Here is a 25619-nt window from a genome sequence, read left to right as displayed (position 1 = left end):
ACGGCATGACGGCACGCACCACGGCCAAGGGAAAGCGGATCACCGGAGAGGCCCGCGTCAAGATGGCCGCTGACCTCAAGAAAAAGTACGAGAAGGGCGCCAGCATCCGCGCACTGGCCGAGGCCACCGACCGCTCGTACGGCTTCGTGCACAGGGTCCTGTCCGAGTCCGGCGTGGTCCTACGCGGACGCGGCGGCGCCACCCGCACCAAGACCACAACCTCATAGCCCCGGCGACAGCGGGTGCGGCAACGACGCGCGTCTGCAATCCACCCGATACGCGAGCGGAGATCATGAATGCCCAGACGAGTCTTGCGGGGGTACCGCCTGGGAACTCCCACCGGACAACCGGATCGCGACGCCTGCGCGGCACCGCGAGCGGAGATCCGCTTCGTCTGCCGCAGGGGGCACGATTTCATCGTGCCGTTCTCGACCGACGCCGAGATTCCCGCAGTCTGGACATGTCCACGACACGGAATCGAACACTGCCTCCGCACCGATGACGACTCCGAGTGGGTACCACCCCAAGGTAAACCGCCGCGCACCCATTACGTCATGCTCCTGGAACGGCGCAGTATCGCCGACCTTGAGAACCTGGTTGCCCAGGCTCTGGCAGGTATTGATCAACAACGTCGCTCGCCACAGGCCCGTGTGGTCATCGGTGATCGCACTTACAGCTTTCGATTCGGCCCATGATTACCACATTCGATCCTGCGTGTGGTCCGGTCGCCGTTAATGGGTTTCGTCGTCCTGATCCTGATCCTGATCCTGATCCTGATCGTGCTCGTGCTCGTGCTCGTGCTCGTGCTCGTGAAGAATTTCGCTGACGAAATTGAGCAACGGAGCTAGTTCCGGTTCCCAACGACGCAGGAGTCCGCTCCCCGCCGTCATCGCCACGACGGCTGCGGCCACCGAAACTGCCGAGAGGGTGGGTGTCGTCCAGTCCGCGATTACTGCACCCGCGATCGCCAAATAGGCGGTCGACATCGCCTTCGCGATCCACCAACGGCCACGTCGCATGCGGTCACGCCACGTTTGCGCAGCCCGTGCGCGGGCCCGAGCGGTACGGGCGTCCTTTCGCTGCTCGTGAGTAAGTGGACGCAGTTCCCGTACGCGGTGCAGGATCCCCCATGCGGACCACGCCACGTCGACGACCAGGAGTACGACGACCCCAACTCCCGGCCCTCTGGACAGATGCCACAGGGCCAGCACCGCAACCACGCGCAGCCCGACCGCGACACTCAACATCACTAACGTCACCAAAAGCCAACACGCCACTACTTTCACGACATGCGAGACCAGAATCTTGCTCGCCACGTGACCGGCGTGATCCTCTTGCCGATCATATCGGTCATCGTCGGCAAAAAACTCTTCAGAATTCACGTTGCCACCTCATGTCGCGAGAATATTTGTCCGTACTGCTTAATCGGATTATCGACTTGAAGGTCCACGAGTTCATTGAAGTATTCCGCATGGAACACTTCAACGGATTCACCTGGATATTGACGCTACGATGATCCGAGGTCATCGAGGCCGCAGTGCTGGTCATCCCATCGTCGGCGCAGCTCGACGAGACGCGCGCGGTCGGTGACCACGACCTCTGCGCTCGCCTCGTCGGACACGCGGGTGATCAAACCGAGTCCCTCCAGAAACAGCAGGGCTTTGCGCAGTCGATGTGTCGAGTAGCTGCCTTTCTGCTTGGCGGCGGTGATCTCCGCTGCGGCACAAGCCAGCAGGTCCGGGGTCCGCTGTTTCCACAGCTCGACCAGTTCGGTTCGGGCACACGTGGGTCGGGTGTGATCGGTGACATCAAGGAGCAGGTCGACGACGTCCACGGTTTCCCCGAAGACCGCTGAGCCCTCGAACTGGACAGCGCCTGTACTCGTCCAGCGCGCGGGCCCGCGGCGGGCGCGTTCGGCGGCTACGGCATCGGCCAGGACCCGCTGCTCGATGCCCGCCGTGGTGGGCCAGGGCAGCAACCGCAACCTCGCCCACAACGCGGTGTCGGCCAGGGACTCCTCGCCGGCGTGTGCGTCCCGGTGCTCCTCGACGGCTACGGCCAGGGTGAGCAATACCTGCCGCAGTGATTCCACGACGACATCCCGGCGGATTACCCGGACCCGGTCAGCCGTGATGTCGAGGTATTGCCGCAGGACGCCGTCGAAGACGGCGGACCGTTCCCGCCACTGCGCGTACTCCTGATACTTCTCGGCATACCGTGTCGCGCTGATCAGGCAGGCCTCCCGGTCGGCTTGAGCCGACTTGATCGCCTCGCGGTGGCGCACGCGGATCGTGACTGTGGCGGACTCGAGGCGCCGCAACACCCGGTAGGTCTGCACGACACGATCGTCGGCCAGCAACGAGGGCCAGTTGCCGTGCTGGGAACGGCGTAACGCCTCGCGGACATAGATTTCCGCCACGGTGTCGTCATCGGGGCCGTAGGGCAAAGGCTTGCGCATCATGCTTTCCGAGCGTGGGGGCGAGGGATGTCCCGAATTCGGGAGGTCGTCGGGTTTCACGGTTGCGGTGGGGGTGGGGGTGGTGGGGTGTCCCAGATGTGCACCCGGTCCGAGGTGACGAGAGGTTTGTCCGCAGGTCCTTTGATGTGTGCAGGTACGACCCGTTCCTCGTGTTCGCATCCGCCTTCGGCGTGAGCGCGAGGGTTGAGGCATGTGTTGCGTCGGTAGGGGCGAACTGGCCAACGGCGGGTCCACTGCGGTGCGCGGCGGCCGTGAGAGGCTGCCGTGTCCTCGGCGCTGGCCTGCGCCGAGGGCCGGTGGCGGGTGTGCACTCGAACCAACTGCACGGCGCCGGGCCCGACGATGTTGGCCCGCTTGTCGCGCCTGTGGCCGTGACGTGGACGGGGCACGGTCTCGCTCTCGGTAAGCTGGGCGTTGCCGGTCTGTCCCATCAGTTGCCAAGCGGTGTAGACCACGTGCGCCCACTGGCTTCCGTTGTCCGGATCGGGGTCGGGTAGTGGCTGGTCGAACCGCAAAACCAGTTCGTCGTAGGTCTGCAGGCGGGCGAACCCCGCGAAAGCCTCTCGTGCGACCAGGTCTACAGCGGTGAGCGTCCCACCGCTGTGTTTGTCGACGGCCAGAGGAAGGTCCAAAGGGAGGCTGTCCCAGCCCTTGCTGCCCGTGGTCCAGAAGGTCAACCAGATGCCGTCGAATTCGGGCGTCAACGGCGCTGCGCCTTCCGGCGTGCGGGGCGACCACTTGATTTTGCCGGGTGCCCCGTCCAGGTCGAGGTCGGCCGGGCTCCATCGTGACCATGAGACGCCGACGACGGGGAAGGTCAACCACAGCTCGTCCAAGTCGGGAGCCGCGGTGGTCCACGGGCCGGTCAAGGCTGTGGCGAGGTCGACATCGTGGCTGCCGATGGGGTGGGCGAAGAGCATCAGCCCTGATTCGGCCGGCATTCGACGGGCCCGGACCGGCTCGCGGGAAGGGGTAGCCGATGCCGCCAGCGCCAGCGAGGTCATGTCCTCGTCCACCCAGTACAACTGCGCTTGGCGCAGCCGTCGTTGCTCGCTGCGCGCCATCAGCAGGCTACCGACGACGCCGATGGCGGCGGTCTCCTCGGGCGGCCCGGCGATCGTCGGGATCAGCGGGCTGCTCCCACCGAGAAGGCGCATCAGGAACTCGTGGCTGTGGGGGCGTTTGAGTACCTGCTCGCACATTTGCATTCGCAGGTCGGGTAGTTCGGAGGGGCGTGGCGCGACCCATGCCCCCGCGTGGATGGGAGTGATCGCCTGGCGGTTTTCTCGTGCGGCGGGATCGGCAGTCATGGGGAGCCCGTTCTGGTCAGATACGGCGAAGAGCCCGCAGGACCCGGTCCAAGAGCGCGAGATGCTCGTCGTCGGTGCGGTGTCCCGGCAGCGCAGCTCTGAGCGCGGCGGCGCGCTCTGCGTCGAGGTCCAGCGGGTAAGCCAGGAGCCCCGTTGAGGGGAGATCTCCGAGGCTGGGGAGGTATTGCGTGAGCGCACAGGGGTCGGCGCACCGTGTCGAAGTGTCGGCGGTTTGAGGCGGCATTCCGGATGAGCAGCGTTGAGTCGGCAGGGTCACCCCCGTGTGCTCGCGATTCACGGCAGAACTCCGGTTCCAGCAGAGGTGGCTGGCTGATCGACGCCGTCAGGTGTGTCGTGATCGGGCCAGAAGCGGCTACCGCGCAATACCCGCAGGAACGGCAGCACCTCGTCGCGTAGTTTCGGTGTCATCGCGATCGCGCAGCGCGACTTGGTCGTGTGCGGACTGCCGTCGGCGTCGAGCACGAGGGCACCGGCCTCGAGGGCGATGACGGCGCCGGCCGCGGTGTCCCAGGTGCGGTTGCCGAGCAGGACGCACGCGTCGAGGGTGCCGTCGGCGACCCAGACCAGGTCCAGCGCGGAGGACCCGTAGCGGCGCAGCCCTTGCGCTCTGGTGGTGAGTTCGCGGTCCACAGCGCCGCACAGCACGTCGCGCAAGCCTTCGTCGGCGCCGCTGCCGTAGTCGCTGAACCCGATCAGGGCCTTGTTCAGGGTGTCGGTGGTCGAGGTGCTGATCGGGTCGCCGTCGCGGTAGGCACCGTGGCCGTGGGCCGCCCAGAAGCGGTGGCCGAGGAAGGGCAATGCGGTGACGCCGAGGACGGGTTGGTCGTGGTGGACGAGGCCGAGCGCGATGGCACACAGCGGGTTGGTGTGCTGGTGGTTGATCGTGCCGTCGATGGGATCGAGCACCCAGTAGGTATCCGGGTTGCCGACCGCTCCGGTCTCTTCCCCCACGAACCCGACCTCGGCGTGACCGCCGATCGTCAGTCGTTGGCGGACAAGGTGTTCGATGGCTTCGTCCACTTCGGAGACCGGGTTTCGGTCGCCCTTGTAACGGATCTTGCGGGGAGGGTGGTTGAGCACGTGCTGGACCGCGAGGTCGATCGCGGCATGGGCCACCGGCAGGGCGGTGATGGGGTCGAGTGTCGAGGACATGGTTCCTTTGGGTTGCTTGTGGCGACACGGCGCGCCGAGCGGTTGGGCGGCTGGTCTCCGGGTCAGGACCGGGCGGGCCACCACGGGTGCTCGCTGGTCAGTCCACCGAGGCGCAACCGGTCGGCGAGCGGGGTGGGCCGCAGGTCGAGCTGGCCGAGTTCGGTGTCGGTGACCCAGCGCGTCTCGCCGTGACCGGCTCGGACCGTGCTGGGGTCGGCGAGGGTCACGTCGAACAGCAGCGCCAGCTCGAAGACAGTGGGCTGCGTGCCCGCCCGATGGGCGCGCAGTTCCACGACGCCGGAAAAGTCCAGGTTCGCCACCTGGGTGTCGACCTGTTCGCGCACGATGCGCCGTAGCGAATCCTCGACAGCTTCACCGGCTCGTACGAGGCCACCCGGCAGCCGGTGCGTGGCGGTGTCCAGGTCGCCGACGACCAGAAGGCGGCCGTCGTGCCCCACGAGGCCGTACACGGCGACGAGAGGGCCGAGCGCGTGGGAGGTGGTGGTCATGGCGCTTTCACAATCGACGGACAGGGAGGTTGTCGACGGTGGAGGTCGGGTGGTTCCGGCCCATGTTCGGCGGCCGGTGTCTGGGATTGGGTGGGCGCCAGCGTTGTTGCGCAGGCGGCGCAGGGTTGCGCGTCCGGTGGGATGGGTGCGTCGACGAGGCCGACGCGGGCGCATCGGGTCATGGCCGCGGTGTACTGGCCGGCCCGAGTTGGTACGGGTCTTGTGTCGATGGTGTGGATCAAGTGCGGTGTGGTGAAGCCGAAGCACGGCTGGCCCGGTGTGGCTGTGGCCAGAGGAGGCGGCAAGGGCGGGAGGCCGATGTCGGCTGGCGGCCAGATCACCGGATCCGCTGCCAAGCGGGGTTCGTGGTCGCCGACGCTCAGCGGGTGAACGGTCGCCAACGCGGGCGTCGCGGCTCGCGTCCGGCGAGGGCGCTCGGCGGTCGTCGTCGTGGTTCCGGCTGGAGACTCGGCCCGTGTATTACGGCCGGGTGGACGAATCTGCACCCCGGCTGCGACCAGCAGGGCGCGAACGGTTCGGACGGACATGTGGTAGCTGCGAGCCAGATGTCTCTGGGAGGCACCGGCCTCATAGCGGACGGTCAGGCCAGGTGGGGGTAGTGCCCTGCGGGATCCATGTGCGGTGGTGGTACTGGCCGTCCGGCTGCTCATCGCGGACCCTGGAGGGTCGGGATGCGGGCTGCGGTGAAGTGGAGGAAGGGGTCGTGCTGACTCACCGGGACCGGGTCGAGCCCGGTCAGCCACCCGTCCAGGACGAAACCGGGACGGGAGGCGAGGGGCTGGTCGATGCTGCGGTAGAGGTTCATCGCGGCTGACAGGCGCAGGTGGTCACCGGGTTCTTCGGGGTCGGTGAGGTGGGAGAGTGCGAGGTAGCTGCCTGGGGCGAGGACATCGCGATAGTGGGCGAGTGCCTCGCCGAGGTCGTGCTCGTCGGGAATATGGTGCAGGACGGCGGTGGCCAACAGGATCACCGGCCGCGTCAGGTCGATGGTGGTTCGCATTTGCGGGCTGGCCAGGACCGTGCCGGGGTCGCGCAGGTCGGCGTTGAGTACCGCGCTGTTCGGGTCGGGGTGCTGTTCGAGGGTGAGGATGCAGGCGTTGGTGACGACGGGGTCGTAGTCGACGAAGACCGCACTGACGCCGGGAATGCCTGCCGCTCGGTGGTGCCAGGCGGGTCCGGTGGGCATTCCGCATCCGAGGTCCAGGATTTGCCGCACACCGTTGTCGAAGGCGTGATGCAGAGTCTCGGCAACGAAAGCGTGGTTGCGGCGGGCCATGACTTCGATGGGGAGGACGAGGTCGATCTGCTTGCCGAAGTACCGGTCGACCGTGGTGTTGAAACTGCCTCCGGCCGCCCAGTCGTAGATCCGGGCGGTGTTGGGGTCCTCGATCCGGAGGAAGTCCGGAGTCGGCCATCGTGGCGTGGCCGGTGGTGTGATCGCGGAGCGCGTCATCGGCGGGGTTGCCCCGAAGTTTGTGCGCTGGGGGTCGTGTTCAGCGGCTGGGGCCGAGGTTTCAGCGGGCACGGGCGTTCTCCCACAACAGGATGTGCAGCCGGGAGGTCAGGTTCCAGCCGCGGGCAAGTACCGGGTCGGCCAGCAGCCGCATCCGGTCGAGCACGGTGGTGCTGTCGGTGCCTTCGGGCATGATCCAGACCGGATCGAGCCGATACTGGGCCACCAGGTGCTCGACCTCGTCCAAGTCCTTCATGGACTGGACGACGAACTTCCAGTGCGCCTTGCCCGACAGCACGAACTGCCGCAGCGCGGCGGGCCGCAGGCGCTGCCGCTCAAGCAGGGTGGAATGCGCCAGCTTCGGCGAGACGGAGAACCGGGTGACGGCCTCGACCACGGCGGCGCTGGGCGCGATGGTGCCGGAGGTCTCCACCTCGATCTCGGCGGCCAGGTCCGACTGGTTGATCGCGGCCAGGAGCGGCTCCAAGGCCCGCTGCTGAAGCAGCGGTTCACCGCCGGTGATCACCACTAGGCCACCGGGCGAGTCGGCCAACCAGTTCAGGATGTCGGCGACGCCGAGCTGCTGTTGTTCAGCGGTGAGGTCGTGTCGTCGGCGGTCCCAGGTCTGCGGGGTGTCGCACCACTCGCAGGTCAGGTGGCACCCGAACAGGCGTATGAATCGCGCGAGCCTGCCCTGGTTGGGCCCTTCGCCTTGGAAGGTCGGGCCGAACAGTTCGTTGACCGCGAGCGTCGCAGTGGCATCGCCCGTGTTCGTGCTCATCGCGATACCGAGGGCTCGTAGACGGCGGTGTTCGTCCTCGTCTCGCGGACCATGACCCGCTCGACCCGTGCGCCGTCGGCAGAGGGAAGTCCGACCAAGGCGCTCTCGGCGACCCGGCCGAGCAGGACCGCGACGGCTTCCACCGTGGGCCACGGCAGCCCCTGTGCGAATCGCTCGGCGTCATCGGCCGGACGCTCCACTCCGAAACAGAACACCCGGCTGCCCTCGGCGATCAGTGGCTCGATCAGCCGGTCGCGCGCACCGAGCATCGTGGCGTGGTCGAGGTGCTCGTCGATCCACCGCCGCAGCCCGAACTTCAGCGCGCCGAACTCCACCACGGTCACCTCGGGACTCAGCGCCAGCGCGCTCACGGTCACCGAGACCGACCACGAGTGACCGTGCAAACTCACACATTTGCCGCCCAGGTGCGGCAGACGATGCCCGGACTCGAACGAGTGCTCGACGGTGATCTTGTGTGGCATCAACGGGCCGCCGTCGTGCTCGACCGGCTGACCGGCGCGGGCGATCGCTCGATTACCACGTCGCGCATCTCCACCGAAACAGCTCGCTTTCCGCAATGACCAAGGGCGGCCTGGACCTGGTGTGGCCTGCGGTGACCGGTCGGGGTCGGCCACCGCAGACCAGAACCCCAGTCAACGGCGCGGTCCGCGTCGACCACCAGAGCGGCCGTGCGGCGAACACGAGGCGTCCACGGGGCGGCACGCCACCTGACCAGTGCTTTTTCACTGTCCGAGCAGGTGAGCAGTCCGAACGGGGTGTCCGGCGGAGATACCTTCGACCGACCTGCGCGTTGGCCGTGCGGTTACAGGGCGGCCATGAGGCAGTGATGGGGCGACACCGGGCATACGCTGCGGAAACAGGCGAGTACTGTGCGCAATGGAGGGACCGGGAGGAGGGACGCGCGATGGGAGTACGAGCGCTCACCCCGCTGGCCGCTGCTCGCGAAACCGCCGGGTATACCCAGGAAACCCTGGCAGTGGCGGTGAAGGTCGAGCGCACCACCATCGGACGGTGGGAGCGTGGCGTCCAGTCGCCACAGCCCTGGCAGCGGCGCGGCCTCGCAGGCGTCCTGCAGGTCTCCCTCGATGAGCTGGACGACCTGCTGCGCCGCACCGCCCGACGCCCCGACACGGCCATCGGCCCCGCCGTGGCTGCGGTGCGAGCACCGGCCAACGTCGAACTCGTTCCGGCAACATCCATCTCGGGAGACGCCAGCGACCACGCACCAGCGGAGGTCAACGTCATCCACGCCGCCATCCCGCGCCTGCGCCGCGCCCTGGACCGGCTGGACTTACCCGATGACGGACCCACCAGAACCGCGGCCAACCTGCACGGCGACATCATCCGCGCCAGCGACGACCGGTTGCAGTCCCGCTACGGGCACCTGGCTCGCCGCCTGCCTGACCTCATCGCCGAACTGGCCCGCGCCGGCCAGCTCGGCGACGCCACCGACCGCCGCCACGCCGCCGCGCTGCTGACCCTCGCGCTGCGCGCCGCAGACGGGATCGCGTTCAAGTTCGGCTACCTGGACCTGTCCGCGCGGCTGATCGACCTGATGCGCTCGGCCGCCCAACTCGCCGAGGACCCGCTCCTGGTGGCCGCAGTGGCCTACGTGCGCACCGAGACGTTCTTCGCCACCGGCGACCTCGACACCGCCGCCCGCGCCCTTGAACTCGCCGCCGACCACCTGCCCGCGCTGGGCACCGCCTCGTCCTCGGCGGCGTTCGGCGCCCTGCACATGCGGGCCGCGGTCGTCGCCGGACGGGCGGGCAAGCCCGACCGTGCCGCCGACCACCTGCGCGAAGCCCGCCGCGCCGCGACTGTTGTCCCGGAAGGCATCTACCAGGGCACCGCGTTCGGTCCGGCCTCCCTGCGGATCCACGAACTCGCCGTCGCCGTCGAACTACGAGATCCCCTGGGCATCGAACGCGCGGCGGCCTGGCAGCCGCCCGCCGAACTGCCGGCCGAACGCCGCTCCCACTACTTCATCGACCTCGCCCGCGCCCAGCTCACCCTCGGCCGGCACGAGGACGCCTACCTGTGCCTGCAAACCGCGCGCCAGGCCGCACCCGAGCACGCCCGCACGCACCCGCAGGTCCGCCAGTCCCTCTCGACGCTGCTGCGCACCCACACCGCCCCCAGCTCCGGGCTGCTCGACCTCGCCGCCTGGGCCCGCGCCCGCTGATCGCACCGGCCGGTCAGCGTGAGGCCAGCAGTCCCGGCAGGTCGTGCAAAGAATCGATCACCCAGTCCGCGTCACGCCGGACCAGCGGATCGTCGGCCCACAGATAGCCCCACGGGCCACGCCGGATCAACGCGGTACGGAACCCCGCTGCCTTCGCCGCCACGACGTCGTTGTCACGGTGATCGCCCACATACACCGTCTCACCGGCCCCGTCGGGCACCATCTCCGCGACGCGGGCGAAGAACTCGGGCGAGGGTTTGGCGACACCCCACTCGCCCGAGGTTGCGACCTGGTCCACCGGCAGGCCCAGCGCACGCAGCAGTTCGGCCGCCCGCGAGGTCTGGTTCCCCGCCACCCCCAGCCACAAGCCGAGCTCGCGTAGCCGCGCCAAGCCAGGCCGGACGTCGGGATAAAGATCGCCGTCCTCGATGTGCTCACCCAGTCCGGTCTCTTCCCGTAGCCGCCGCTCGCGGGCGAGGTCGAAACCGGGCTTGAAATACTGGAACGTCTCGGCGTTGTCCCGGCCGGCAACGGTGACCGCACCCAGCACGGTCGAGAAGGTATGACGTGGCACGCCGATCCAGTCGGCCCACGCACCCCACTCGCGCGAGTCGTCCAGCAACGTCTCGCCCACATCGAAGACCACCGCGCTCACCATGCACCTACTCCTACGTCACCCACGAGTACCTCGCCACAGAAGGTCCCGCAGCCCACACAGCCGTGCCGCACTTGGCCACCGCGGAAGTCGGCCAGGCCACAGCCTGGTTCGGCCGCCACGCCGAGCGCGCAACCTGCACCGACATGCGCGGATCGGAGCTGTCATCCTGAACCGATGAGCACCTCCGGTCCGGGCCGCGGTCGTGACGACTTGGGACGCGCGCTGTTGGCCCAGCACCCTCGCGGCGAGCAGTGGCGACAGCTCGATGTGACCATCGCCAACCTGACCTTCGAGCAGATCACTCGTATGGGCTCACTCGGCGAAGAACGCGCCTCGGAGCGCCAGACCGTTCGGGACAGGATCATCGGCCGGATCACCAACCTCGAATTGGCCGGACGGCTCGCGTCACGCTGGATCCGATGGAAGGACACCTTCGGCCTGCCGATGCCCAACGAACTCGACGACCCGATCGCCGTGCTGCACCACCCGTACCTGCTGGCCCGGCAGGCTCCACCGGAGCACTCCGGCTGGCACAAGGTGGTCCTGCCCGTGTTCGACGCCGGACTGGCGATCGCAGTGGCAGGCCACGACGACGAGGGAATCGCCGACTACGAACTGCTCACCGCTCCGTGGCAGCAGACATGCCTGCCCTCGCGGTACACCGCGACCAACGCCTACGGCCCCCACAGCCAAGCCGCGCTGCGAGTCCTGCGCCATGCCGAAGCCACGCCCGCGCGGGTTGTCCGCCGGATGGGTCGGGCGTGCGCGGACATCGACGAGCAACGCTGGGAAGCGGCTTGTGATGCGGTCACCGAGGCGTCGATCGCGTGGGGGTACCCGCTCCGGGCGCGCTGCTTGTACTGGGAGACCGTTCCCGCCGCCGAGGACGCCGCCGGCGAGTCACCCACAGACATCTCGATCGTCAACGCACTGTGGGGAGCGGCGATCTCGCAAGCGTTCGCCGAGCGACTCGACTCCGACACCAGCGCGCTGTTGGCCAGCCCTTGGCGGACGGCTGGACTTTCACTTCCTGGATGACCTGCCTCGCCGCGCTCTACGGCAACGGCCAAGCCCAGCGCTTCCTGCATCGAGGTCGCAAACCGGCGACGAGGGTATCTAGCCAGGTCAGGCCGGATTTGGTTTGGGCAAGTGTAGGAAGTCGGACTGTGAGTCTCGGTGGGTCACTGATCGGGTGAAAGTGGTTCGTGCTCGGTGGCGTTTGCCCAGATCACGGTATGCGCCGCCTCACAAACGCCTCATCCACGCCTCGTCAGCGCACTGGACGATCTTGCTTGCGGGAAGTTGACTGACTCGGGTTGGCCGACGAAGCACCTCTGCGCACTCGGCATAGCGCACCGCCACATTTCATGGCCGATCCGGTGGCACAGGATCGGCTGACCTTGCCTGGGAGAGTAACTGAGTGAGCACACTCCGACACCGCACATCCCGTCCGTATGACGAGCCGGAGGACGTCGCGCCGCTGCGTGAGGCGATGGTTCGTGACCTCCAGGGTTTGGGCGCACTCGACACCGACGAGGTGATCGCCGCGTTCCTCACCGTGCCGCGACACCTGTTCGCGACGGACGAGCCGCTGGAGACCGTCTACGCCGCCAACACGCCGCTGGTCACGAAGAAGAACTCCGACGGACAGGCCATCAGCTCGGTCTCGGCCGCGCACATCCAGGCCACCATGCTGGAGCAGGCCGAGATCAAGCCGGGAATGCGCGTGTTGGAGATCGGCTCGGGCGGTTACAACGCCGCGCTGCTGGCCGAACTCGTCGGTGACTCCGGGCAGGTCACCTCGGTCGACATCGATCCCGACATCGTCGCTCGTGCGCAGCAGTGCCTCGCCGCGGCCGGCTACGACGAGGTCAACGTGGTCCTGGCCGACGCCGAGGGAGGCGTTGCCGAGCACGCACCCTACGACCGGGTGATCGTCACCGTCGGCGCGTGGGACATCCCGCCGGTGTGGATCGAGCAGTTGTCCGCAGACGGACAGATCATCGTGCCGTTCCGGTTCCGTGGCCTGACGCGGTCGGTGGCCTTCGAACGCCAGGACGCTCGCCTGGTGAGCCGCGACTACCGGCTGTGTGGGTTCGTGCCGATGCAGGGCGCGGGGGAACACACCGAACGCCCGATCCGGCTCGATGGCGACGACGTGGTCCTGCGCACCGACGAGAACGGCCCCTTCGACGAGGAGCTGCTGCGGGCAGCCCTGCACGGGCCGAAGGTCGAGCTCTGGTCCAGCGTCGTGTTCGACCAGGTCGACCAGTTGGACTTGTGGCTCGGTACCGCCATTCCAGTCTTCGGTCTGCTCAGGGCGACGAAGGCCCCGATCGAGAAAGGGCTGGTCGGCCGATCGACCTTGTTGCCGGTCCCGACCTCGGTCCGGGAAGGCAGCTTCGCCTACCGGATGAAGCGGCCGATCGAGGGCACGGACGAGTTCGAGACCGGCGTGTACGCCCACGGCCCGGACGCTGAAGTCCTCGCCGAGGAGTACGTCGAACTGATCCGCGTGTGGGACCGCGAGCACCGCGACGGTTCGCGCGCGCGGATCGAGGTGTTCCCCGCCGGGACACCGGACGGCGACCTGCCGCGCGGACGGCTCGTGGACAAGAAGCACACCCGAGTCGTCATTACCTGGCCCTGACGCCGGGGCACGCCCGACCGACACGGCCGGGCATTCGCAAGAAGCACCACCACCGAGGAGGAACCTTGACCGTTCAGCTGGAAGACAGGCCGGGAACGACCGCCACGGCAGTCGTGGATTCCGAGTTCGATCTCGACGTCAGCGTCGTGGAATCCGGGCCGGTCGTCGACGAGCTGCTGCGCCTGACCGACGACGGCTGCGGCGCCACCTGCGAGAGCGCCTGCAACAGCTGCCCTTAAGCGCAGCAGCTCCACGATCCACGATTCGACGACCGCGGCCCGGTGGGCGGGGACACCCCGCCCGCCGGGCCGCGCGGTCGCTGGCAGAAAGGTATTGCCGTTGTACCGAGTGGTCGATGCCGCACTTCTGCGGGCAGTGGCGTACACCCCGAGTTGGATCGGCACCGCGTGGCCGGGCGTGCCGGCGGATACCGACGAGCACTTGGCCCAGTGGCGCGAGTGGCTGGACCAGGTGTGGGCGGACGATCACATCGTGGTGGCCATCGAGATGGCCAGCCCGGTCCTCGCCGAGCAAGCCCGCCGAGTGTTCGACGGGAACTCCATCACGCCACGCGACCTGCGGCGGCTGGTGTTGTCGCTGGCACGCTACCTGGTGCGCGGCACCGGTCGGGCAACCCCGTTCGGCCTGTTCGCAGGAGTGGCACCGATCCACTTCGGTCCCGCGACCACCGCGCGCTCGGGCAGGCGGCACAAGACGATCGCGCGGGTCGACGCGGAATGGCTGGCGCGCGTTGTCGAGCGCCTGGAGGCGTCGGTCGCACTCCGGCGGCGGCTTACGGTCGTGGTGAACGATCTGGCGTTCGTCCGTGACGGTCGCTTGGTGGTGGGTTGTGAGCGGCACGCGGGCGCCTCAAGCAAGACCTCGGCGGCCGAGGTGTCGGTCACGCTGACCAAAGCCGTGGACATGGTGGTGCAGGCCGCGAGGACACCTGTCGCGGTCGCGGACTTGGCCGACGCTCTCGCGGCCGGGTTCCCGGCAACGAGGGCTTCCGTGATCGAGGGCATGGTCGCCGAGTTGGTGACCCGGCGCCTCCTCGTGACGAGTTTGCGCCCGCCGATGACGGCCGCCGATCCTCTCGGCCAGGTGATCGAGCAAGCCACCGCCTGCGGCGGCGACGCCTTCCCGGATGTTGCCGATCTACTCGGTCTGCTTCGCGACGTCCGACGTGACCTGGCTGCCCACAACCAGAGCACCACTTCCCGCACCCGGCAGCGGGTGCTGCGCGTCCAAGTGTCGGCGGCGATGAACAACATCGCGGCCACCGGTAAGCCGCTCGCCGTCGACTTGCGCGTTGACGACCGTGTGGTCTTGTCCGAGCAGGTGGCCCAGGAGGCGCAGGCTGCCGCCGACGCCTTGGTGCGCCTGGCCGTGCATCCTGCGGGCAGCCCGGCGTGGCGGGACTACCACTCGCGTTTCCTCGAACGGTACGGAATGGGCGCGGTGGTCGCCGTGGGCGACCTCGTCAACGCTGACACGGGGTTGGGCTTCCCCGCTGGGTACCGCGGCACCCGCCTGACACCACCCGCCGCGCCGTCGCTGTCCGAGCGGGACGTGATGCTGCTGGCCTTGGCCCAGAAGGCCGCGTTGGACCGCAGTACCGAGGTCGTACTCGACGACAACGCCATCGGGCGCCTGGCCGTCAACGATCTCACCGCCGTCCAACCACACACCGAGCTGCGTTTCCGCATTCAGGCACCGACCCGCGAGGCGCTCGACCGAGGCGAGTTCGAGCTGGTGGTCGCCGGCGTGTCCCGCGCGGCCGGAACCACCACCGGCCGGTTCCTGGACATGCTGGACATCGACGACCGCGAGCGCATGACCACCGCCTACCGGAGTCTGCCCACACTGCACGACGACGCCTTCGCGGCCCAGGTCAGCGGTCCCACCCTCTACCCGCGGGCGGAGAACGTCGCCCGCAGCCCACAGGTCCTGCCGACCCTCGTGTCCTTCGCCGAACACCGGGCGCCCGACGAGCAGACGGTGGCGCTGGACGACCTCGCCGTGACCGCGGACGCCCAGCACCTGTACCTGGTCTCGCGGTCCCGTGACCGGCTCGTAGAGCCGACGGTCTTCAGCGCGGTGGAGTTCACCCACGCCGCACATCCGCTACTGCGCTTCCTCTGCGAGATCACCACCGCGCGCGCTACCGTGTGCGCCCCGTTCTCCTGGGGAGCGGCCAGTCGGCTGCCCTACCTGCCGCGCATCCGCTACCGCCGCACGGTCCTGACCCCGGCCCGTTGGACGGTGGACGCTTCCGACCTACCCGGCCCGTCGTCCTCCTGGGCGGCCTGGACCGAGCAGCTGGCGGCATGGCGACGTCGCTACGCGCTGTCCGAGTCGGTCTACCTCGGCGAGGACGACCGACGGCTGCACTTGAACCTGAACCGTCCCGCGCACCTGCACCTGCTGCGGGTCGAGCTTGACCGCACCGGCAAGGTCGCGCTCCGCGAAGCACCCGAGGGCGACGCCTTCGGGTGGTTTGACGGGCGCGCCCACGAGATCGTCGTTCCTCTCGCCGCCGACCAACCCGCGCCTGCCCGGAGACGACGACGCCCCTGGTCGGCGAGCGCAGTCGAGCCTGCGCTCGGCCATCTGCCCGGCAGCGACGAATGGCTCTACCTGAAGCTCTACGGGCATCCGGACCGCCACGACGCCATCCTCACCGGTCACGTTCCACGCCTGGTCCGGACCGGCCACGAACCGATGCAGTGGTGGTTCCTCCGCTACCAGGACCCCGAGCCGCACCTGCGGCTGCGGTTCCGCCTGACCGACGGCACCGACTACGCCGAGACCGCCCGCCATGTGGCCACCTGGACCGCGGGCCTGCGCGAACGTGGCCTGATCGGGCACGCGCAACTGGACACCTACTACCCCGAGGTCGGACGCTTCGGCCCCGGCCCGACGATGACGGCCGCCGAAGCGGTGTTCGCCGCCGACTCCGAGGCCGTGCTCGCGCAGCTCGCCTCCCTGGCCTGCACCGGCGCCCCGCACAAGCAGGCGCTCATCGCCGCGAGCACGGTCGACCTCGCCATAGCCGCCTCTGGAGACTCTGGCGTAGGACTGCGCTGGCTTCTCGACCACGTCGACCGGACCGCCATCGAGGCGCCAGCCCGCCAGGTGCACGACCAGGCGATCACGCTGGCAGACCCGGACAACCAGCGCGCCGCCCTCCGCGTGTTCCCCGGCGGCGACGCCATCGCCGACGCCTGGGAACACCGCCGTACCGTCCTGGCTGCTTACCGGGACAGGCTCGCTGCCACGGATATCACGGCGCTGGACGTCTTGCCTGACCTCACCCACCTGCACTTCGTCCGCATGACGGGCCTGGACCCGCACGGCGAGCGGGCCTGTGCCCGCTTGGCCCGTACCGCCGCGCTGAGCTGGACCAGCCGCACCCGAGGAGCCCGGTGAACCGATACCCCCTGAACGCGATGGTCGCCTCGACCGACCTAGCCACCCGGCTCACCGATCCGCGCCTCGTCCGCTTCGCCGAGAACTCGACGACCGGCGCCCGTCCCCGTCCACAGTCTCTCGGCGGTGGAGCGGCCGGCGTCGCCCTGCTGCACATCGAACGCGCTCGCGGCGGTGACGGCCCTTGGGCCACCGCGCACACCTGGCTCGCAGCCGCGACCAATGACGACCTCAGCGCCGGAGCCAATGCGGGGCTGTTCTTCGGCGCTCCGACCCTGGCTTTCCTCACTCACGCCGCCGCCGACCAGCCCGGCAAACTCGCCCGCGCGCTCGCCACCCTCGACACCGCTACCAGCACCCTCACCCGGACCCGCCTCGCCGCCGCGCACAGCCGCATCGACCGCGGCGGGCGACCGGCACTGGCCGAGTTCGACCTCATCCGCGGCCTCACCGGACTGGGCGCCTACCACCTGAGCCACGACCCGGCAGGCGAGCTGACCAAGGCGGTCTTGTCCTACCTCGTACGGCTCACCCACCCCCTACCCGATGCCGGTCGAGGCGAGGTCGGCTTGCCCGGCTGGTGGACCGACCTGGCCCCCAACGGAGCACGGTCACCCGACTTCCCCGACGGGCACGGCAACCTCGGCATGTCCCACGGCATCGCCGCTCCACTCGCCTTGTTGTCCCTGGGGATGCTGCGCGGCATCGTCGTGGACGACCACGACGCCGCCATCGGCCGCATCTGCACCTGGATGGACACCTGGCGACAAGACACGCCCTCCGGCTCGTGGTGGCCGGGGTTCATCACCTGGGAGCAGGCCAACGCAGGCCGAGTGCCGTTGTCCAGCCTCCAACGTCCGTCCTGGTGCTACGGCACTCCTGGGATCGCCCGAGCACAGCAACTCGCGGCCCTGGCAACCGGAGACACGGACAGGCAACGCATCGCCGAAGCCGCGATGCTGGGCTGCCTGCGCGACCCCGCCCAGCTCGACCGGCTCACCGACAGCGGGCTGTGCCACGGCCTGGCAGGCGTGCTGCAAGCCGCCTGGCGCATGGCCGCCGCCTCACCGGAACCCGATCTCGCAGCCGAACTGCCGAACCTGGTCGACCGGCTGTTCACCCAGGCTGAGTGCTCACCGCAGGACCCCGAGTTCCTCGACGGCCACGCCGGGATCGCCCTCGCCCTGCACACCGTCGGCGCCGACACCGCCCCGCTCAGCCACTGGGACACCTGCCTCCTCCTTGGCTGACACCACCGACCACGGAACTGAAGGACATGGACCACGACGATCCGAACGTGCCCGAGCAGGCATGGCAGCAGGTGTTCGTCCACTTCGACGACTACACCACCGCCGAACGGATCGGCGCTGTCCACGTCGGGCCCGCGATGACCGACCTTGAGCGCTCCGGCGTGATCACGTCGTGGTTCTTCATCCGGAAGAATCCCTGCTGGCGCCTGCGTTTCCTGCCTTCCCATGCTGGCACCGGTTCCGACACGACGGCCGGAGTTCATCGTCGGCTCGAGGCCCTCGCCGAAGGAGGGCACATCAAGGGCTGGACCGACACGATCTATGAGCCCGAGGTGCACGCCTTCGGCGGCCCCGAGGGGATGATCGCGGCCCACGACCTGTTCCACCTCGACAGCGTGCATGTCCTCGGCCATCTCGCCGAGCTGACTGCGGCCTCACCGGAGAATCGCCGAGATCGACGTCGCGAGCTGTCGATCCTGCTGTGCCGAAACCTCCTGCACGGCGCGCACCAGGACTGGTACGAACAAGGAGACGTCTGGGCGCGCGTCGCCGACATGCGACCAGCACCACCCGCCACAGCAGACGACCGGGCGAACAACCTCCACGCTCAACTACGACGGCTCATGACCGTGGACGCCGACCCCGCCGGCCCCCTACTCGGCCCCACCGGCTCCCTCGCGAACCTCGGAAACTGGGCAGCCGGCTTCACCGCCTGCGGCCAAGTCCTGGGCGACCTCGCCCATACCGGGGCGCTGCGCCGCGGCACCCGCGCCGTTCTCGCTCATCACGTGATCTTCCACTGGAACCGACTCGGGCTCTCCCACACCACCCAAAGCCTGCTGGCCCACACCGCCAAGGCAGTCGTCTTCGACCCACAGGAGTCCGCCGAGTGAACGCAGCCACCGACCAGGCACACACCCAGGCGGCCCCGGCGCGGCCCACCGATCCGGCGACGAGGTTCCCGCTCCTTCCACGTCCCAAGCCACCCGGACGCCCGCTCACCCTCCGCGTCGCCGAAGTCCACGACCTGGCACTCGCCGCCGTCGACGGACATCCAGACGACGAACGGTTGACCAACGCCGCCGAGGCATTCAACAAAGCCGCACTGATCGCCAGCGACTGCGGCCTGCCCGACCTCGCCCGCCAGTGGTGCTGGCAACAGTTCGACCGGTTCGCCGCAGTGGCCCCGCTCACCGCCAAGGCCGCCAAGTTGGCGCTCCAGCCGATCGTCAACCTCGGGCGCCTCGCCAGCCGCAACGGTGACGGTGACGGCGCCTACGAGATCTACGAAACTGCCTATCATGCGCTGAACAGCCAAGAATCGGTGATGATCAACGGTCGGCAGGTCGACCTAGGACATCTCGCCACGACTACCCAAGACCGTCAAGTACTGCGCAAATTCCTCTGGACGGTGCTGCTCGCCGACGGCACACGCGCACTCACCCAAGCCGGTCGATGGCAGGACGCGCTCCAGCACATCGAGCACCACAAGGGCTTGGGACGGCGAATGCTGGACGGCCGTCAGGTCGTCATCCTGGCCCGATCTGGCCTCGGGCACACCGACACCGCCCTCGCCATGCTCGACGACAGCACACCCGTCGAACCCTGGGAAGAAGCGGTCCTCACCTGCTTGCGCACCCTCTGCCTGCGCTCGGCGAACCGAACAGCGGATACCTCGTCGGCCATGATGGTCACGGCTTACCTATGCCTTCCCGCGCAACCGGAGCACATCGCGTTCCGGTCCCGGCTTGGCCTGGCCGTCGTCGACCTCGCGGTCATCCCCGCTCATCGAGCACAGGTCGCTGGTCAAGTCATCCGCGAGGCGCTCAGTATCGCGGATGCCAATGTCGCTTCCGAGGTGCTTGGCTTCGCGCCATGCCGCTCGGCGATGACCACGGCAGACGCGCGCGTTCTGTCCTCTGTGGTGCGGGAGTCTGGATTCAGGCAGGGAATGATGCCGGTCGAATTGCTGCACAATCTACAGGCATCAATAGCCATGAGCAGCGAACAACTCGACGTTCTCCTCGCCGCGCAGTACAGGAGTCGATGTTGAATGGACGCCCCGCACCGTGTTTGACCAGCAACGATAGCTCACGCAAGGTGGTAGTCCGAACGGGTGTAGCTCGCCGAGTGGGTGATCGGCCTTGACCGCTGGCTGGCTATCGTGGCAAGTGACCGAGGTGGTGGGGGTGACGTTCATGGGTGATCGACGAGACGCCTTCGCTGCGCGGCGTGAGCAGATGGGCTACACCCAGGAGAGCTTCGGGTCGAGGGTGGGGGTGGAGTTCTCCACGGTCGGTCGCTGGGAGCGCGGCGACCTCACCCCTCAGCCGTACCGCAGACCGCGCATCGCGAAGGCGCTCGGTGTGAGCTTGGACGAGCTAGGTGCGTTGCTCACGCCGACCCGGCAAGCTTCTACCGTTGCCGTTGTACGACCCGACCCTGCGGAGGCCGACGATATGAACCGTCGCGACCTGCTGCGCTTGTTCAGCGTGACGGGCGCGTTACTCGCCCTGCCTGCTGGCGAGCCGGCTCTCGGCGATGCCGACCGATTCGTCGCGGCAGCGCACACCGGTGCGGTGGACGCGGCTGGCGCGGCCGAGTTCGACCAACTCAACTCCCACCTCTGGCGGGTGTTCGCCTTGTCGCCGAGCAAAAGCCACGTGCTGCCGCTGGTACGGGCCCAGCTCGACGTGCTCACCGAGTCCCTTCGACGGCCGCAGACCCCGACCATTCGGCAGCGGCTGTGCGAGCTGACCGCCGACCTCTTCCAGTTGGCGGGCGAGATCTTCTTCGACGGCGACCGGTACACCGACGCCGCCCACTGCTACGCGCTGGCAGGGACGGCAAGCAGGGAGGCCACGGCGTCGGACCTGTGGGCGTGCGCGTTGACCAGGCACGCCTTCATCGCCGTCTACGAACGCAGGTTCGCCGAGGCCGCGCCCATGCTCGACATGGCCGCCACCCTCGCCCGCCGCGGCGACCCCGGCCTGTCGACCCGACACTGGATCGCGGTCGTGCAGGCCGAGACCTTCGCCGGCCTCGGCGACCTCGACTCCTGCCAACGGGCCCTCGACGCCGCCGCCGAGGTCCAGCACCTGCGGGGGCCGGTGCACAACGGCGGCTGGCTCCGGTTCGACGGCTCCCGCCTGGCCGAGGAACGCGGCACCTGCTATATCACGCTCGGCCGCCCCGACCTCGCCGAAGCCGCCCTGGTCGACGCCCTGAACGGCACGTTGACCGCTCGGCGGAAGGCCGGCGTCCTGACCGACCTGGCGATGATCGGAGTGCACCGGCGCGACCCGGACCAGGTCGTCGCCTACGCCGACGCCGTCCTGGCCACCGCGCGCCAGACCGATTCCGGGGTGGTGGTCCGCAAGCTGCGCGGCCTTCAACCGCACCTCGCCCCGTTGCTTGCCGACCAGCAGATCCGGCGACTCGACGCCGAGATCACCGACCTCGTCGGCACCCGCGCCGCGTGATGAAGGAGAACAAGATGCAGGACGACCGTGGCCGCGTGTTCCGCGAGGCGTGGATCGCCGGAGTCGGCAAGCACTACCCCGGCGAGCCCAAGCCCGGCTACGTCACGCCCTGGGATGACACGCCCGACTGGGAGCGCAGCGCCGCCGCAGCCGTGTACGACCAGGTCCTCGCTTTCGTCAAGGCCACCGACGGTGCCACCACCAAGCTCACTCGCGACCAGAAAAGCCGTTTCGTGGCGCTGTGCTGGGTCGGACAGATCTTCAAGCACTTCCCCGAGCCGAAACCCTCCTACGTCGCGGACTGGGACGCATTGCCGGACTGGCAGAAGGCGACGGACGCCGACATCTTCGAGCGCATCGAACAGGATCTCTAGAAAGAGCAACGGATTCAGTTCATCGGCGCTGGCGTGTCACCGGGTGGAGTGAGGTAGTACGGCGTGGGCGACAGGCGTGAAGCGTTCGCGAGTCGACGTGAGGTGATGGGCTTCACCCAGGAAAGTTTCGCCACCGCCGTCGGTGTGGAGTTCTCGACCGTCGGCAGGTGGGAGCGCGGTGTCCTGACGCCTCAACCCTGGCGCAGGCCCCGAATCGCGAAAGCCCTTGCTGTTTCCCTTGATGACTTGGACGTCATGCTCGGGCAGGGCTCGGTCACCGCCCCGTCCACCCGCCGCATCGGGCAACATGCTTCCGCGCAAGTGGACGAGACCTCGTTGGCCCTGCGCTCGTCAGCCTCGATCGTGCCCGCATACGACCCGAACGCGCGCGTCGACATGGGTTCGGACCCGGCCCGGTTTCTCGAGCCGCTGACCTTGCTCGTGCAGCCGCCGAGGCGCGTCGGTTGGGCCGAGGTCGGGCAGATCAAGCTCATGACCGCCACGCTCGCCGCCAGCGAGAACCTCTACGGCGGCGGCATGGCGGGCGAGGCCGGAGCTGCGCACCTGCGGTGGGCGAGCCGCTTGCTGGGTGCGCAGGCCGGCACGGCCGTCGAAGCGGGCCTGTTCGAGGCAGTGGGGAACCTGGCGGGAGTTGTCGCGTTCTCGGCCTTCGACGTCAGCAATCACGACGCCGCTGCCCGATGCTTCCGGTTCGGTCTGTGGTGCGCCGAGCAGGGCGGCTCGTGGGAACTACGCGCGGCGACCTTGGCCGATATGGCGCGCCAGGCCATCTACCTGGGAGACCTGGACGGGGCCCTGTCGTTGATCGAGTTCGCCCAGGTCCGAGCGGACCGGCTCACCGCCACGGCGAGGGCCATGATCGGCGTCGTTCGCGCGCGGTTGCTGGCGATGGTGAACCGCCATGACGAAGCACGAGCCGAGGTGGAACGCGCCGACCAGCATTTCGCCCAGCAGCAAGCCGAGACGGATCCACCGTGGCTGGTCTACTACGACGAGGCCGAGCACGCGGGCAGCAGCGCGCGAGCACTGACTCCCCTGGCTGTGGCGAACAAGCAGCCGGGGGATGCCGGCGAACGTCTCACGACCGCGATCGCACTGCACAGCGATGCGTATCCGCGCTCGCGGACGTTCTCTAGGGCCCGCTTGGCCACGTTGCACATGACGGTCGGCGACCCCCGTGAAGCTGTCGATATCGGACGCCAGGCCGTCTTTGACGCCGCGATCTTGAACTCTCGGCGGATGGATGACGAACTCACCAAGCTCGTCCGGGCGTGCGACCGTCACCGGTCGATCCCGGATGTGGCCGAATTCTCGGACTTCGTGGCGTCGGCTATGAGCGATGTCTGACGTGGACGTTGCCCCTGATGGGCCCCGAGATCCACGTGAGGTGTTGACGGCAGCGGGTAGGAAGGCAGGCGTGCCGACCGCGGACGCCATGCTGATCCGTGATGGTACGAACGTCCTCTACCGGCTGGCTGGTGATGTCGTCGCTCGCGTAGGTCCGCCGGGGTCGCGGCTTGTCGCAGCGCGGCAGGTCCAGGCTTCACGATGGCTGGCCGAGGCCGGAATCCCGGTCGTGCACGCCCTCGACCACATCGACCAGCCCACGGTGGTCGATGATCGGCCCGTCACGTGGTGGGTACGGCTGCCTGAACACCGCCATGCCACGCCAGCAGAACTGGGCGCTGTACTGGCCCGACTTCACAGCTTGGACGTACCTGAATCGCTTTCCTACCCGGTTGTCGACCCCTTCGAGGGCTTGCGCGAGGCAATCGACAACGGAACCGCCCTGCCCGAGAAGGATCGAGCGTGGCTTCTGGACCTCTTGGACCGCCTGCGCGCTGAGTACGCGGAAGCGGTCCCTGGATTGCCTCGGTGCGTCATCCACGGCGACGCCTGGCAGGGCAACGTGGTCGTGCCGAGTGCCAGCGGCGCCCCCGTCTTGCTGGACCTCGACCACATCGGCGTCGGGCCTCGCGAATGGGACTTGGTCTCCCTGGCCGTTGACTACACCGACTTCGCTAGGATCACGGAAACCGACTACCACGCTTTCGTCCGCGCATACGGCGGCTTCGACATGACCACCTGGTCCGGCTACCGCACGCTGGCCACGGCCAGAGAACTGCGGTGGACCGCCTTCGTTCTCGGCAAAGGCGCCACCGATCAGAAGGCGGCGAAGGAGGCTCGGCATCGGGTCGCTTGCTTGCGTGGCGAGATCGACCGGCCCTGGTCGTGGTCGGCCTTCTGAGTCCGCGCCGACCCATCAAGATCGCGACTCGCCGCTTCCATGATCGGAATCTGCCGCAGGATCAGCCCGTCCGGGTGACGCATTGTGGCCTCTGACCTGCGTGGATCGTGTCCCCGCTATGGTGATGATTCGACGTGGGGGTGACTGAATGGCGGACCGGCGAGAGCGGCTGGCGGGGCGGCGAGAAGCATTGGGCTTCACCCAGGAGTCGTTCGCCCGCGAGATCGGTGTCGAGCTGTCCACGGTCGGTCGATGGGAACGAGGAACGCAGGATCCTCAACCGTGGATGCGGCCGAAGATCGCGAAGGCGCTGGAGGTATCTGCCGACGAGCTCGACGCTCTCCTGTCCGGTGAAGCGGTGCGATCTGCCGCTCCGGTCGATGCGAGCGACCCCCTTGGGCCCGACATCGCCGAACATGTCCGGCAGAGTCAGCAGGAGTGGCTTCGGGTCCGACGCGCTGCTGGCGTGCGGGGGCGTGAACTGGCGGAACTGGCCGCGTGGCTGTATCCAGCCAGCCAACGTGCACCCGGCGGCCATGTGTTGACCGGTCCCGACTGGCTGTTGGACAGCCCCGTGGAACTGGACTCGGTGCTGCTGAACTTTTCCGACACCGCGCGGCCGGTGCCGAGGTTTGAGCCGGTTGACCATGTCCTGCCGCTCACCGCCCGCGGCGAGCGTTACGCCGGCTACAGCCGAGCCGTGCGCGACCTCGTCCGGCCTCGGCTGCTGGAGAACCGCCTCAGCTACCGCCTGCTGGGAGTGTCCCAGCGCGATGGGCTGGAGTTGACGTTCGGGACCACCACCTTCTTCGAGGTGTTCGACATCAAGGAATGCCTCGCCCACGAGTTCAAGGCTGCCTGGCTGGCCTCGGGCGGATCTGTTCCGGGCTGGAGCGCGCTGCCGCTGCGCTCGGCGATCGGCGACCCGTTCGACCCCGCCCGGATGTTGATGTCACCCGGCATCAGCACCCTGACCATCCGCAAGGATCGGCGGGGCGAGCACAGGTGCATGATGCACCAGCGTGACGGCCGCGCCGTCGCCGATGGCGGTGGCATGTGCACCGTCATGCCTTCCGGCGAGTTCCAGCCCTCGTCACTCGCCGCAGTCGACGTGCACAACGACTTTTCCTTGTGGCGCAACATCATGCGCGAGTACTCCGAGGAGTTTCTCGGTAATCCCGAACACGACGGGGCCGGGGCCGGTTCCATCGACTACGCCGAGCAGGAACCATTCCGCTCCCTCGACCGTGCTCGCGCTGACGGACGATTCCGGCTTTGGCACTACGGCCTGGTCATGGACGCCCTCACCCTGGGCGCGAGCCAGCGCACGGTCGCCGTCGTGGACGACGAAGTCTTCGACCGGTTGTTCACCGGCCTGGTCGCGACCAACGACGAGGGCCGCGTGATCGGCGAAGGCGGCCGTGCCGACATGCCCTTCACCAGCGAAGCGATCGACCGCTTGGAGCCTCGGCTCTCGGCCAGTTCGTTGACGTTGCTCCGTCTGGCGTTGCGAGACCGGCGGAACCTTCTGGGGCCGTGATCCGCCGCCTTGGTTCTGGCACGCCACAGCCG

At 68.3% G+C, this 25619-nt stretch carries 25 protein-coding genes and 1 pseudogene; 16 read left to right on the top strand and 10 right to left on the bottom strand.

Annotated elements, in window-relative coordinates; all coding sequences use genetic code 11:
* The first annotated feature begins 5 nt into the window (after positions 1-5).
* Together RM788_RS18820 and RM788_RS18815 are read left to right on the top strand one after the other, a co-directional pair.
* A complete protein-coding gene (locus RM788_RS18820; protein ID WP_315932997.1) occupies positions 6-227 on the top strand; it encodes a helix-turn-helix domain-containing protein in 222 nt (73 codons plus the stop codon).
* 69 nt (positions 228-296) lie between these two features.
* On the top strand, positions 297-695 hold the full coding sequence (locus RM788_RS18815) for an RNA polymerase-binding protein RbpA (protein WP_315932996.1): 399 nt from the start codon (positions 297-299) through the stop codon (positions 693-695).
* 36 nt (positions 696-731) lie between these two features.
* Here RM788_RS18815 and RM788_RS18810 read toward each other — a convergent pair whose 3' ends face one another.
* From RM788_RS18810 to RM788_RS18775, 9 genes are all read right to left on the bottom strand, one after another.
* Positions 732-1382 carry a hypothetical protein gene (locus RM788_RS18810; protein WP_315932995.1) on the bottom strand — a complete coding sequence of 217 codons (651 nt, stop codon included), beginning with the start codon at positions 1380-1382 and terminating at the stop codon, positions 732-734.
* A gap of 125 nt (positions 1383-1507) precedes the next feature.
* A complete protein-coding gene (locus RM788_RS18805) occupies positions 1508-2461 on the bottom strand; it encodes a hypothetical protein (protein WP_315932994.1) in 954 nt (317 codons plus the stop codon).
* Positions 2462-2514: 53 nt separating this feature from the next.
* On the bottom strand, positions 2515-3789 hold the full coding sequence (locus RM788_RS18800) for a hypothetical protein (protein WP_315932993.1): 1275 nt from the start codon (positions 3787-3789) through the stop codon (positions 2515-2517).
* 294 nt (positions 3790-4083) lie between these two features.
* Complete coding sequence (locus tag RM788_RS18795; protein ID WP_315932992.1) at positions 4084-5046, bottom strand: inositol monophosphatase family protein; 963 nt, start codon at positions 5044-5046, stop codon at positions 4084-4086.
* A complete protein-coding gene (locus RM788_RS18790) occupies positions 5025-5471 on the bottom strand; it encodes an NUDIX domain-containing protein (RefSeq protein ID WP_315932991.1) in 447 nt (148 codons plus the stop codon). Before RM788_RS18790 ends, RM788_RS18795 begins: the two co-directional genes overlap by 22 nt.
* On the bottom strand, positions 5468-6142 hold the full coding sequence (locus RM788_RS52990; protein ID WP_399344016.1) for a helix-turn-helix domain-containing protein: 675 nt from the start codon (positions 6140-6142) through the stop codon (positions 5468-5470). Before RM788_RS52990 ends, RM788_RS18790 begins: the two co-directional genes overlap by 4 nt.
* Complete coding sequence (locus RM788_RS18785) at positions 6139-6945, bottom strand: SAM-dependent methyltransferase (protein ID WP_315932990.1); 807 nt, start codon at positions 6943-6945, stop codon at positions 6139-6141. Before RM788_RS18785 ends, RM788_RS52990 begins: the two co-directional genes overlap by 4 nt.
* Before the next feature lie 61 nt (positions 6946-7006).
* Positions 7007-7726 (bottom strand): 7-carboxy-7-deazaguanine synthase QueE, encoded by a 720-nt coding sequence (locus tag RM788_RS18780; protein WP_315932989.1) that lies wholly within the window; start codon positions 7724-7726, stop codon positions 7007-7009.
* A complete protein-coding gene (locus RM788_RS18775; RefSeq protein ID WP_315932988.1) occupies positions 7723-8208 on the bottom strand; it encodes a 6-pyruvoyl trahydropterin synthase family protein in 486 nt (161 codons plus the stop codon). Before RM788_RS18775 ends, RM788_RS18780 begins: the two co-directional genes overlap by 4 nt.
* 443 nt (positions 8209-8651) lie before the next feature.
* On the opposite strand from RM788_RS18775, the gene RM788_RS18770 reads away from it, so the two are divergent.
* A complete protein-coding gene (locus RM788_RS18770; RefSeq protein ID WP_315932987.1) occupies positions 8652-9932 on the top strand; it encodes a helix-turn-helix domain-containing protein in 1281 nt (426 codons plus the stop codon).
* A 13-nt stretch (positions 9933-9945) separates the two neighbouring features.
* On the opposite strand, the gene RM788_RS18765 is transcribed toward RM788_RS18770, so the two are convergent.
* The gene (locus RM788_RS18765; RefSeq protein WP_315932986.1) at positions 9946-10590 is read right to left on the bottom strand and encodes an HAD family hydrolase; all 645 of its coding nucleotides are present in this window, start codon (positions 10588-10590) and stop codon (positions 9946-9948) included.
* A gap of 174 nt (positions 10591-10764) precedes the next feature.
* Between RM788_RS18765 and RM788_RS18760 the strand changes: the two genes are divergently transcribed.
* From RM788_RS18760 to RM788_RS18700, 13 genes and pseudogenes are all read left to right on the top strand, one after another.
* A complete protein-coding gene (locus tag RM788_RS18760) occupies positions 10765-11628 on the top strand; it encodes a hypothetical protein (protein WP_315932985.1) in 864 nt (287 codons plus the stop codon).
* Between the two features lie 382 nt (positions 11629-12010).
* Positions 12011-13240: a methyltransferase, FxLD system gene (fxlM, locus tag RM788_RS18755; protein ID WP_315932984.1), complete on the top strand. Its 1230-nt coding sequence runs from the start codon at positions 12011-12013 to the stop codon at positions 13238-13240.
* A gap of 65 nt (positions 13241-13305) precedes the next feature.
* A complete protein-coding gene (locus tag RM788_RS18750) occupies positions 13306-13479 on the top strand; it encodes an FxLD family lanthipeptide (RefSeq protein WP_315932983.1) in 174 nt (57 codons plus the stop codon).
* 109 nt (positions 13480-13588) lie between these two features.
* Positions 13589-16672: a lantibiotic dehydratase gene (locus RM788_RS18745; protein WP_315934680.1), complete on the top strand. Its 3084-nt coding sequence runs from the start codon at positions 13589-13591 to the stop codon at positions 16670-16672.
* The gene (locus tag RM788_RS18740) at positions 16669-17922 is read left to right on the top strand and encodes a lanthionine synthetase C family protein (RefSeq protein ID WP_315932982.1); all 1254 of its coding nucleotides are present in this window, start codon (positions 16669-16671) and stop codon (positions 17920-17922) included. Before RM788_RS18745 ends, RM788_RS18740 begins: the two co-directional genes overlap by 4 nt.
* Before the next feature lie 26 nt (positions 17923-17948).
* On the top strand, positions 17949-18815 hold the full coding sequence (locus RM788_RS18735) for a thiopeptide-type bacteriocin biosynthesis protein (RefSeq protein ID WP_315932981.1): 867 nt from the start codon (positions 17949-17951) through the stop codon (positions 18813-18815).
* Positions 18812-19975: a hypothetical protein gene (locus tag RM788_RS18730; protein ID WP_315932980.1), complete on the top strand. Its 1164-nt coding sequence runs from the start codon at positions 18812-18814 to the stop codon at positions 19973-19975. The genes RM788_RS18735 and RM788_RS18730 overlap by 4 nt, the downstream gene beginning before the upstream one ends.
* 145 nt (positions 19976-20120) lie before the next feature.
* Positions 20121-20303: pseudogene (locus RM788_RS18725) on the top strand (multiprotein-bridging factor 1 family protein); the annotation flags it as partial.
* Between the two features lie 78 nt (positions 20304-20381).
* A complete protein-coding gene (locus RM788_RS18720; protein WP_315934679.1) occupies positions 20382-21404 on the top strand; it encodes an NsdA family TPR-like regulatory protein in 1023 nt (340 codons plus the stop codon).
* Positions 21405-21418: 14 nt separating this feature from the next.
* On the top strand, positions 21419-21778 hold the full coding sequence (locus tag RM788_RS18715) for a hypothetical protein (RefSeq protein WP_315934678.1): 360 nt from the start codon (positions 21419-21421) through the stop codon (positions 21776-21778).
* A 63-nt stretch (positions 21779-21841) separates the two neighbouring features.
* Positions 21842-23146, top strand: a complete 1305-nt coding sequence (locus tag RM788_RS18710) for a helix-turn-helix domain-containing protein (protein ID WP_315932979.1) — start codon at positions 21842-21844, stop codon at positions 23144-23146.
* Positions 23147-23216: 70 nt separating this feature from the next.
* A complete protein-coding gene (locus RM788_RS18705) occupies positions 23217-24047 on the top strand; it encodes a phosphotransferase enzyme family protein (protein ID WP_315932978.1) in 831 nt (276 codons plus the stop codon).
* Between the two features lie 148 nt (positions 24048-24195).
* Positions 24196-25587 (top strand): helix-turn-helix transcriptional regulator, encoded by a 1392-nt coding sequence (locus RM788_RS18700; RefSeq protein ID WP_315932977.1) that lies wholly within the window; start codon positions 24196-24198, stop codon positions 25585-25587.
* The last annotated feature ends 32 nt before the right edge of the window (positions 25588-25619 follow it).

This window comes from Umezawaea sp. Da 62-37 (assembly GCF_032460545.1).
Taxonomy (GTDB): domain Bacteria; phylum Actinomycetota; class Actinomycetes; order Mycobacteriales; family Pseudonocardiaceae; genus Umezawaea.
The sequence above is the reverse complement of the archived record's forward strand: the minus strand, read 5'-3'. Positions and strand labels throughout refer to the sequence as shown.

Excerpts from the sequence above, each read along its gene's own strand:
- RM788_RS18720 (WP_315934679.1), top strand. The coding sequence starts at position 20,382 with ATGAACCGTCGCGACCTGCTGCGCTTGTTCAGCGTGACGGGCGCGTTA.
- RM788_RS18820 (WP_315932997.1), top strand. The coding sequence starts at position 6 with ATGACGGCACGCACCACGGCCAAGGGAAAGCGGATCACCGGAGAGGCC.
- RM788_RS18765 (WP_315932986.1), bottom strand. The coding sequence starts at position 10,590 with ATGGTGAGCGCGGTGGTCTTCGATGTGGGCGAGACGTTGCTGGACGAC.
- RM788_RS52990 (WP_399344016.1), bottom strand. The coding sequence starts at position 6,142 with ATGAGCAGCCGGACGGCCAGTACCACCACCGCACATGGATCCCGCAGG.
- RM788_RS18770 (WP_315932987.1), top strand. The coding sequence starts at position 8,652 with ATGGGAGTACGAGCGCTCACCCCGCTGGCCGCTGCTCGCGAAACCGCC.
- RM788_RS18780 (WP_315932989.1), bottom strand. The coding sequence starts at position 7,726 with ATGAGCACGAACACGGGCGATGCCACTGCGACGCTCGCGGTCAACGAA.
- RM788_RS18700 (WP_315932977.1), top strand. The coding sequence starts at position 24,196 with ATGGCGGACCGGCGAGAGCGGCTGGCGGGGCGGCGAGAAGCATTGGGC.
- RM788_RS18800 (WP_315932993.1), bottom strand. The coding sequence starts at position 3,789 with ATGACTGCCGATCCCGCCGCACGAGAAAACCGCCAGGCGATCACTCCC.
- RM788_RS18735 (WP_315932981.1), top strand. The coding sequence starts at position 17,949 with ATGGACCACGACGATCCGAACGTGCCCGAGCAGGCATGGCAGCAGGTG.
- RM788_RS18785 (WP_315932990.1), bottom strand. The coding sequence starts at position 6,945 with ATGACGCGCTCCGCGATCACACCACCGGCCACGCCACGATGGCCGACT.
- RM788_RS18815 (WP_315932996.1), top strand. The coding sequence starts at position 297 with ATGCCCAGACGAGTCTTGCGGGGGTACCGCCTGGGAACTCCCACCGGA.
- RM788_RS18715 (WP_315934678.1), top strand. The coding sequence starts at position 21,419 with ATGCAGGACGACCGTGGCCGCGTGTTCCGCGAGGCGTGGATCGCCGGA.
- RM788_RS18805 (WP_315932994.1), bottom strand. The coding sequence starts at position 2,461 with ATGATGCGCAAGCCTTTGCCCTACGGCCCCGATGACGACACCGTGGCG.
- RM788_RS18760 (WP_315932985.1), top strand. The coding sequence starts at position 10,765 with ATGAGCACCTCCGGTCCGGGCCGCGGTCGTGACGACTTGGGACGCGCG.
- RM788_RS18790 (WP_315932991.1), bottom strand. The coding sequence starts at position 5,471 with ATGACCACCACCTCCCACGCGCTCGGCCCTCTCGTCGCCGTGTACGGC.
- RM788_RS18775 (WP_315932988.1), bottom strand. The coding sequence starts at position 8,208 with ATGCCACACAAGATCACCGTCGAGCACTCGTTCGAGTCCGGGCATCGT.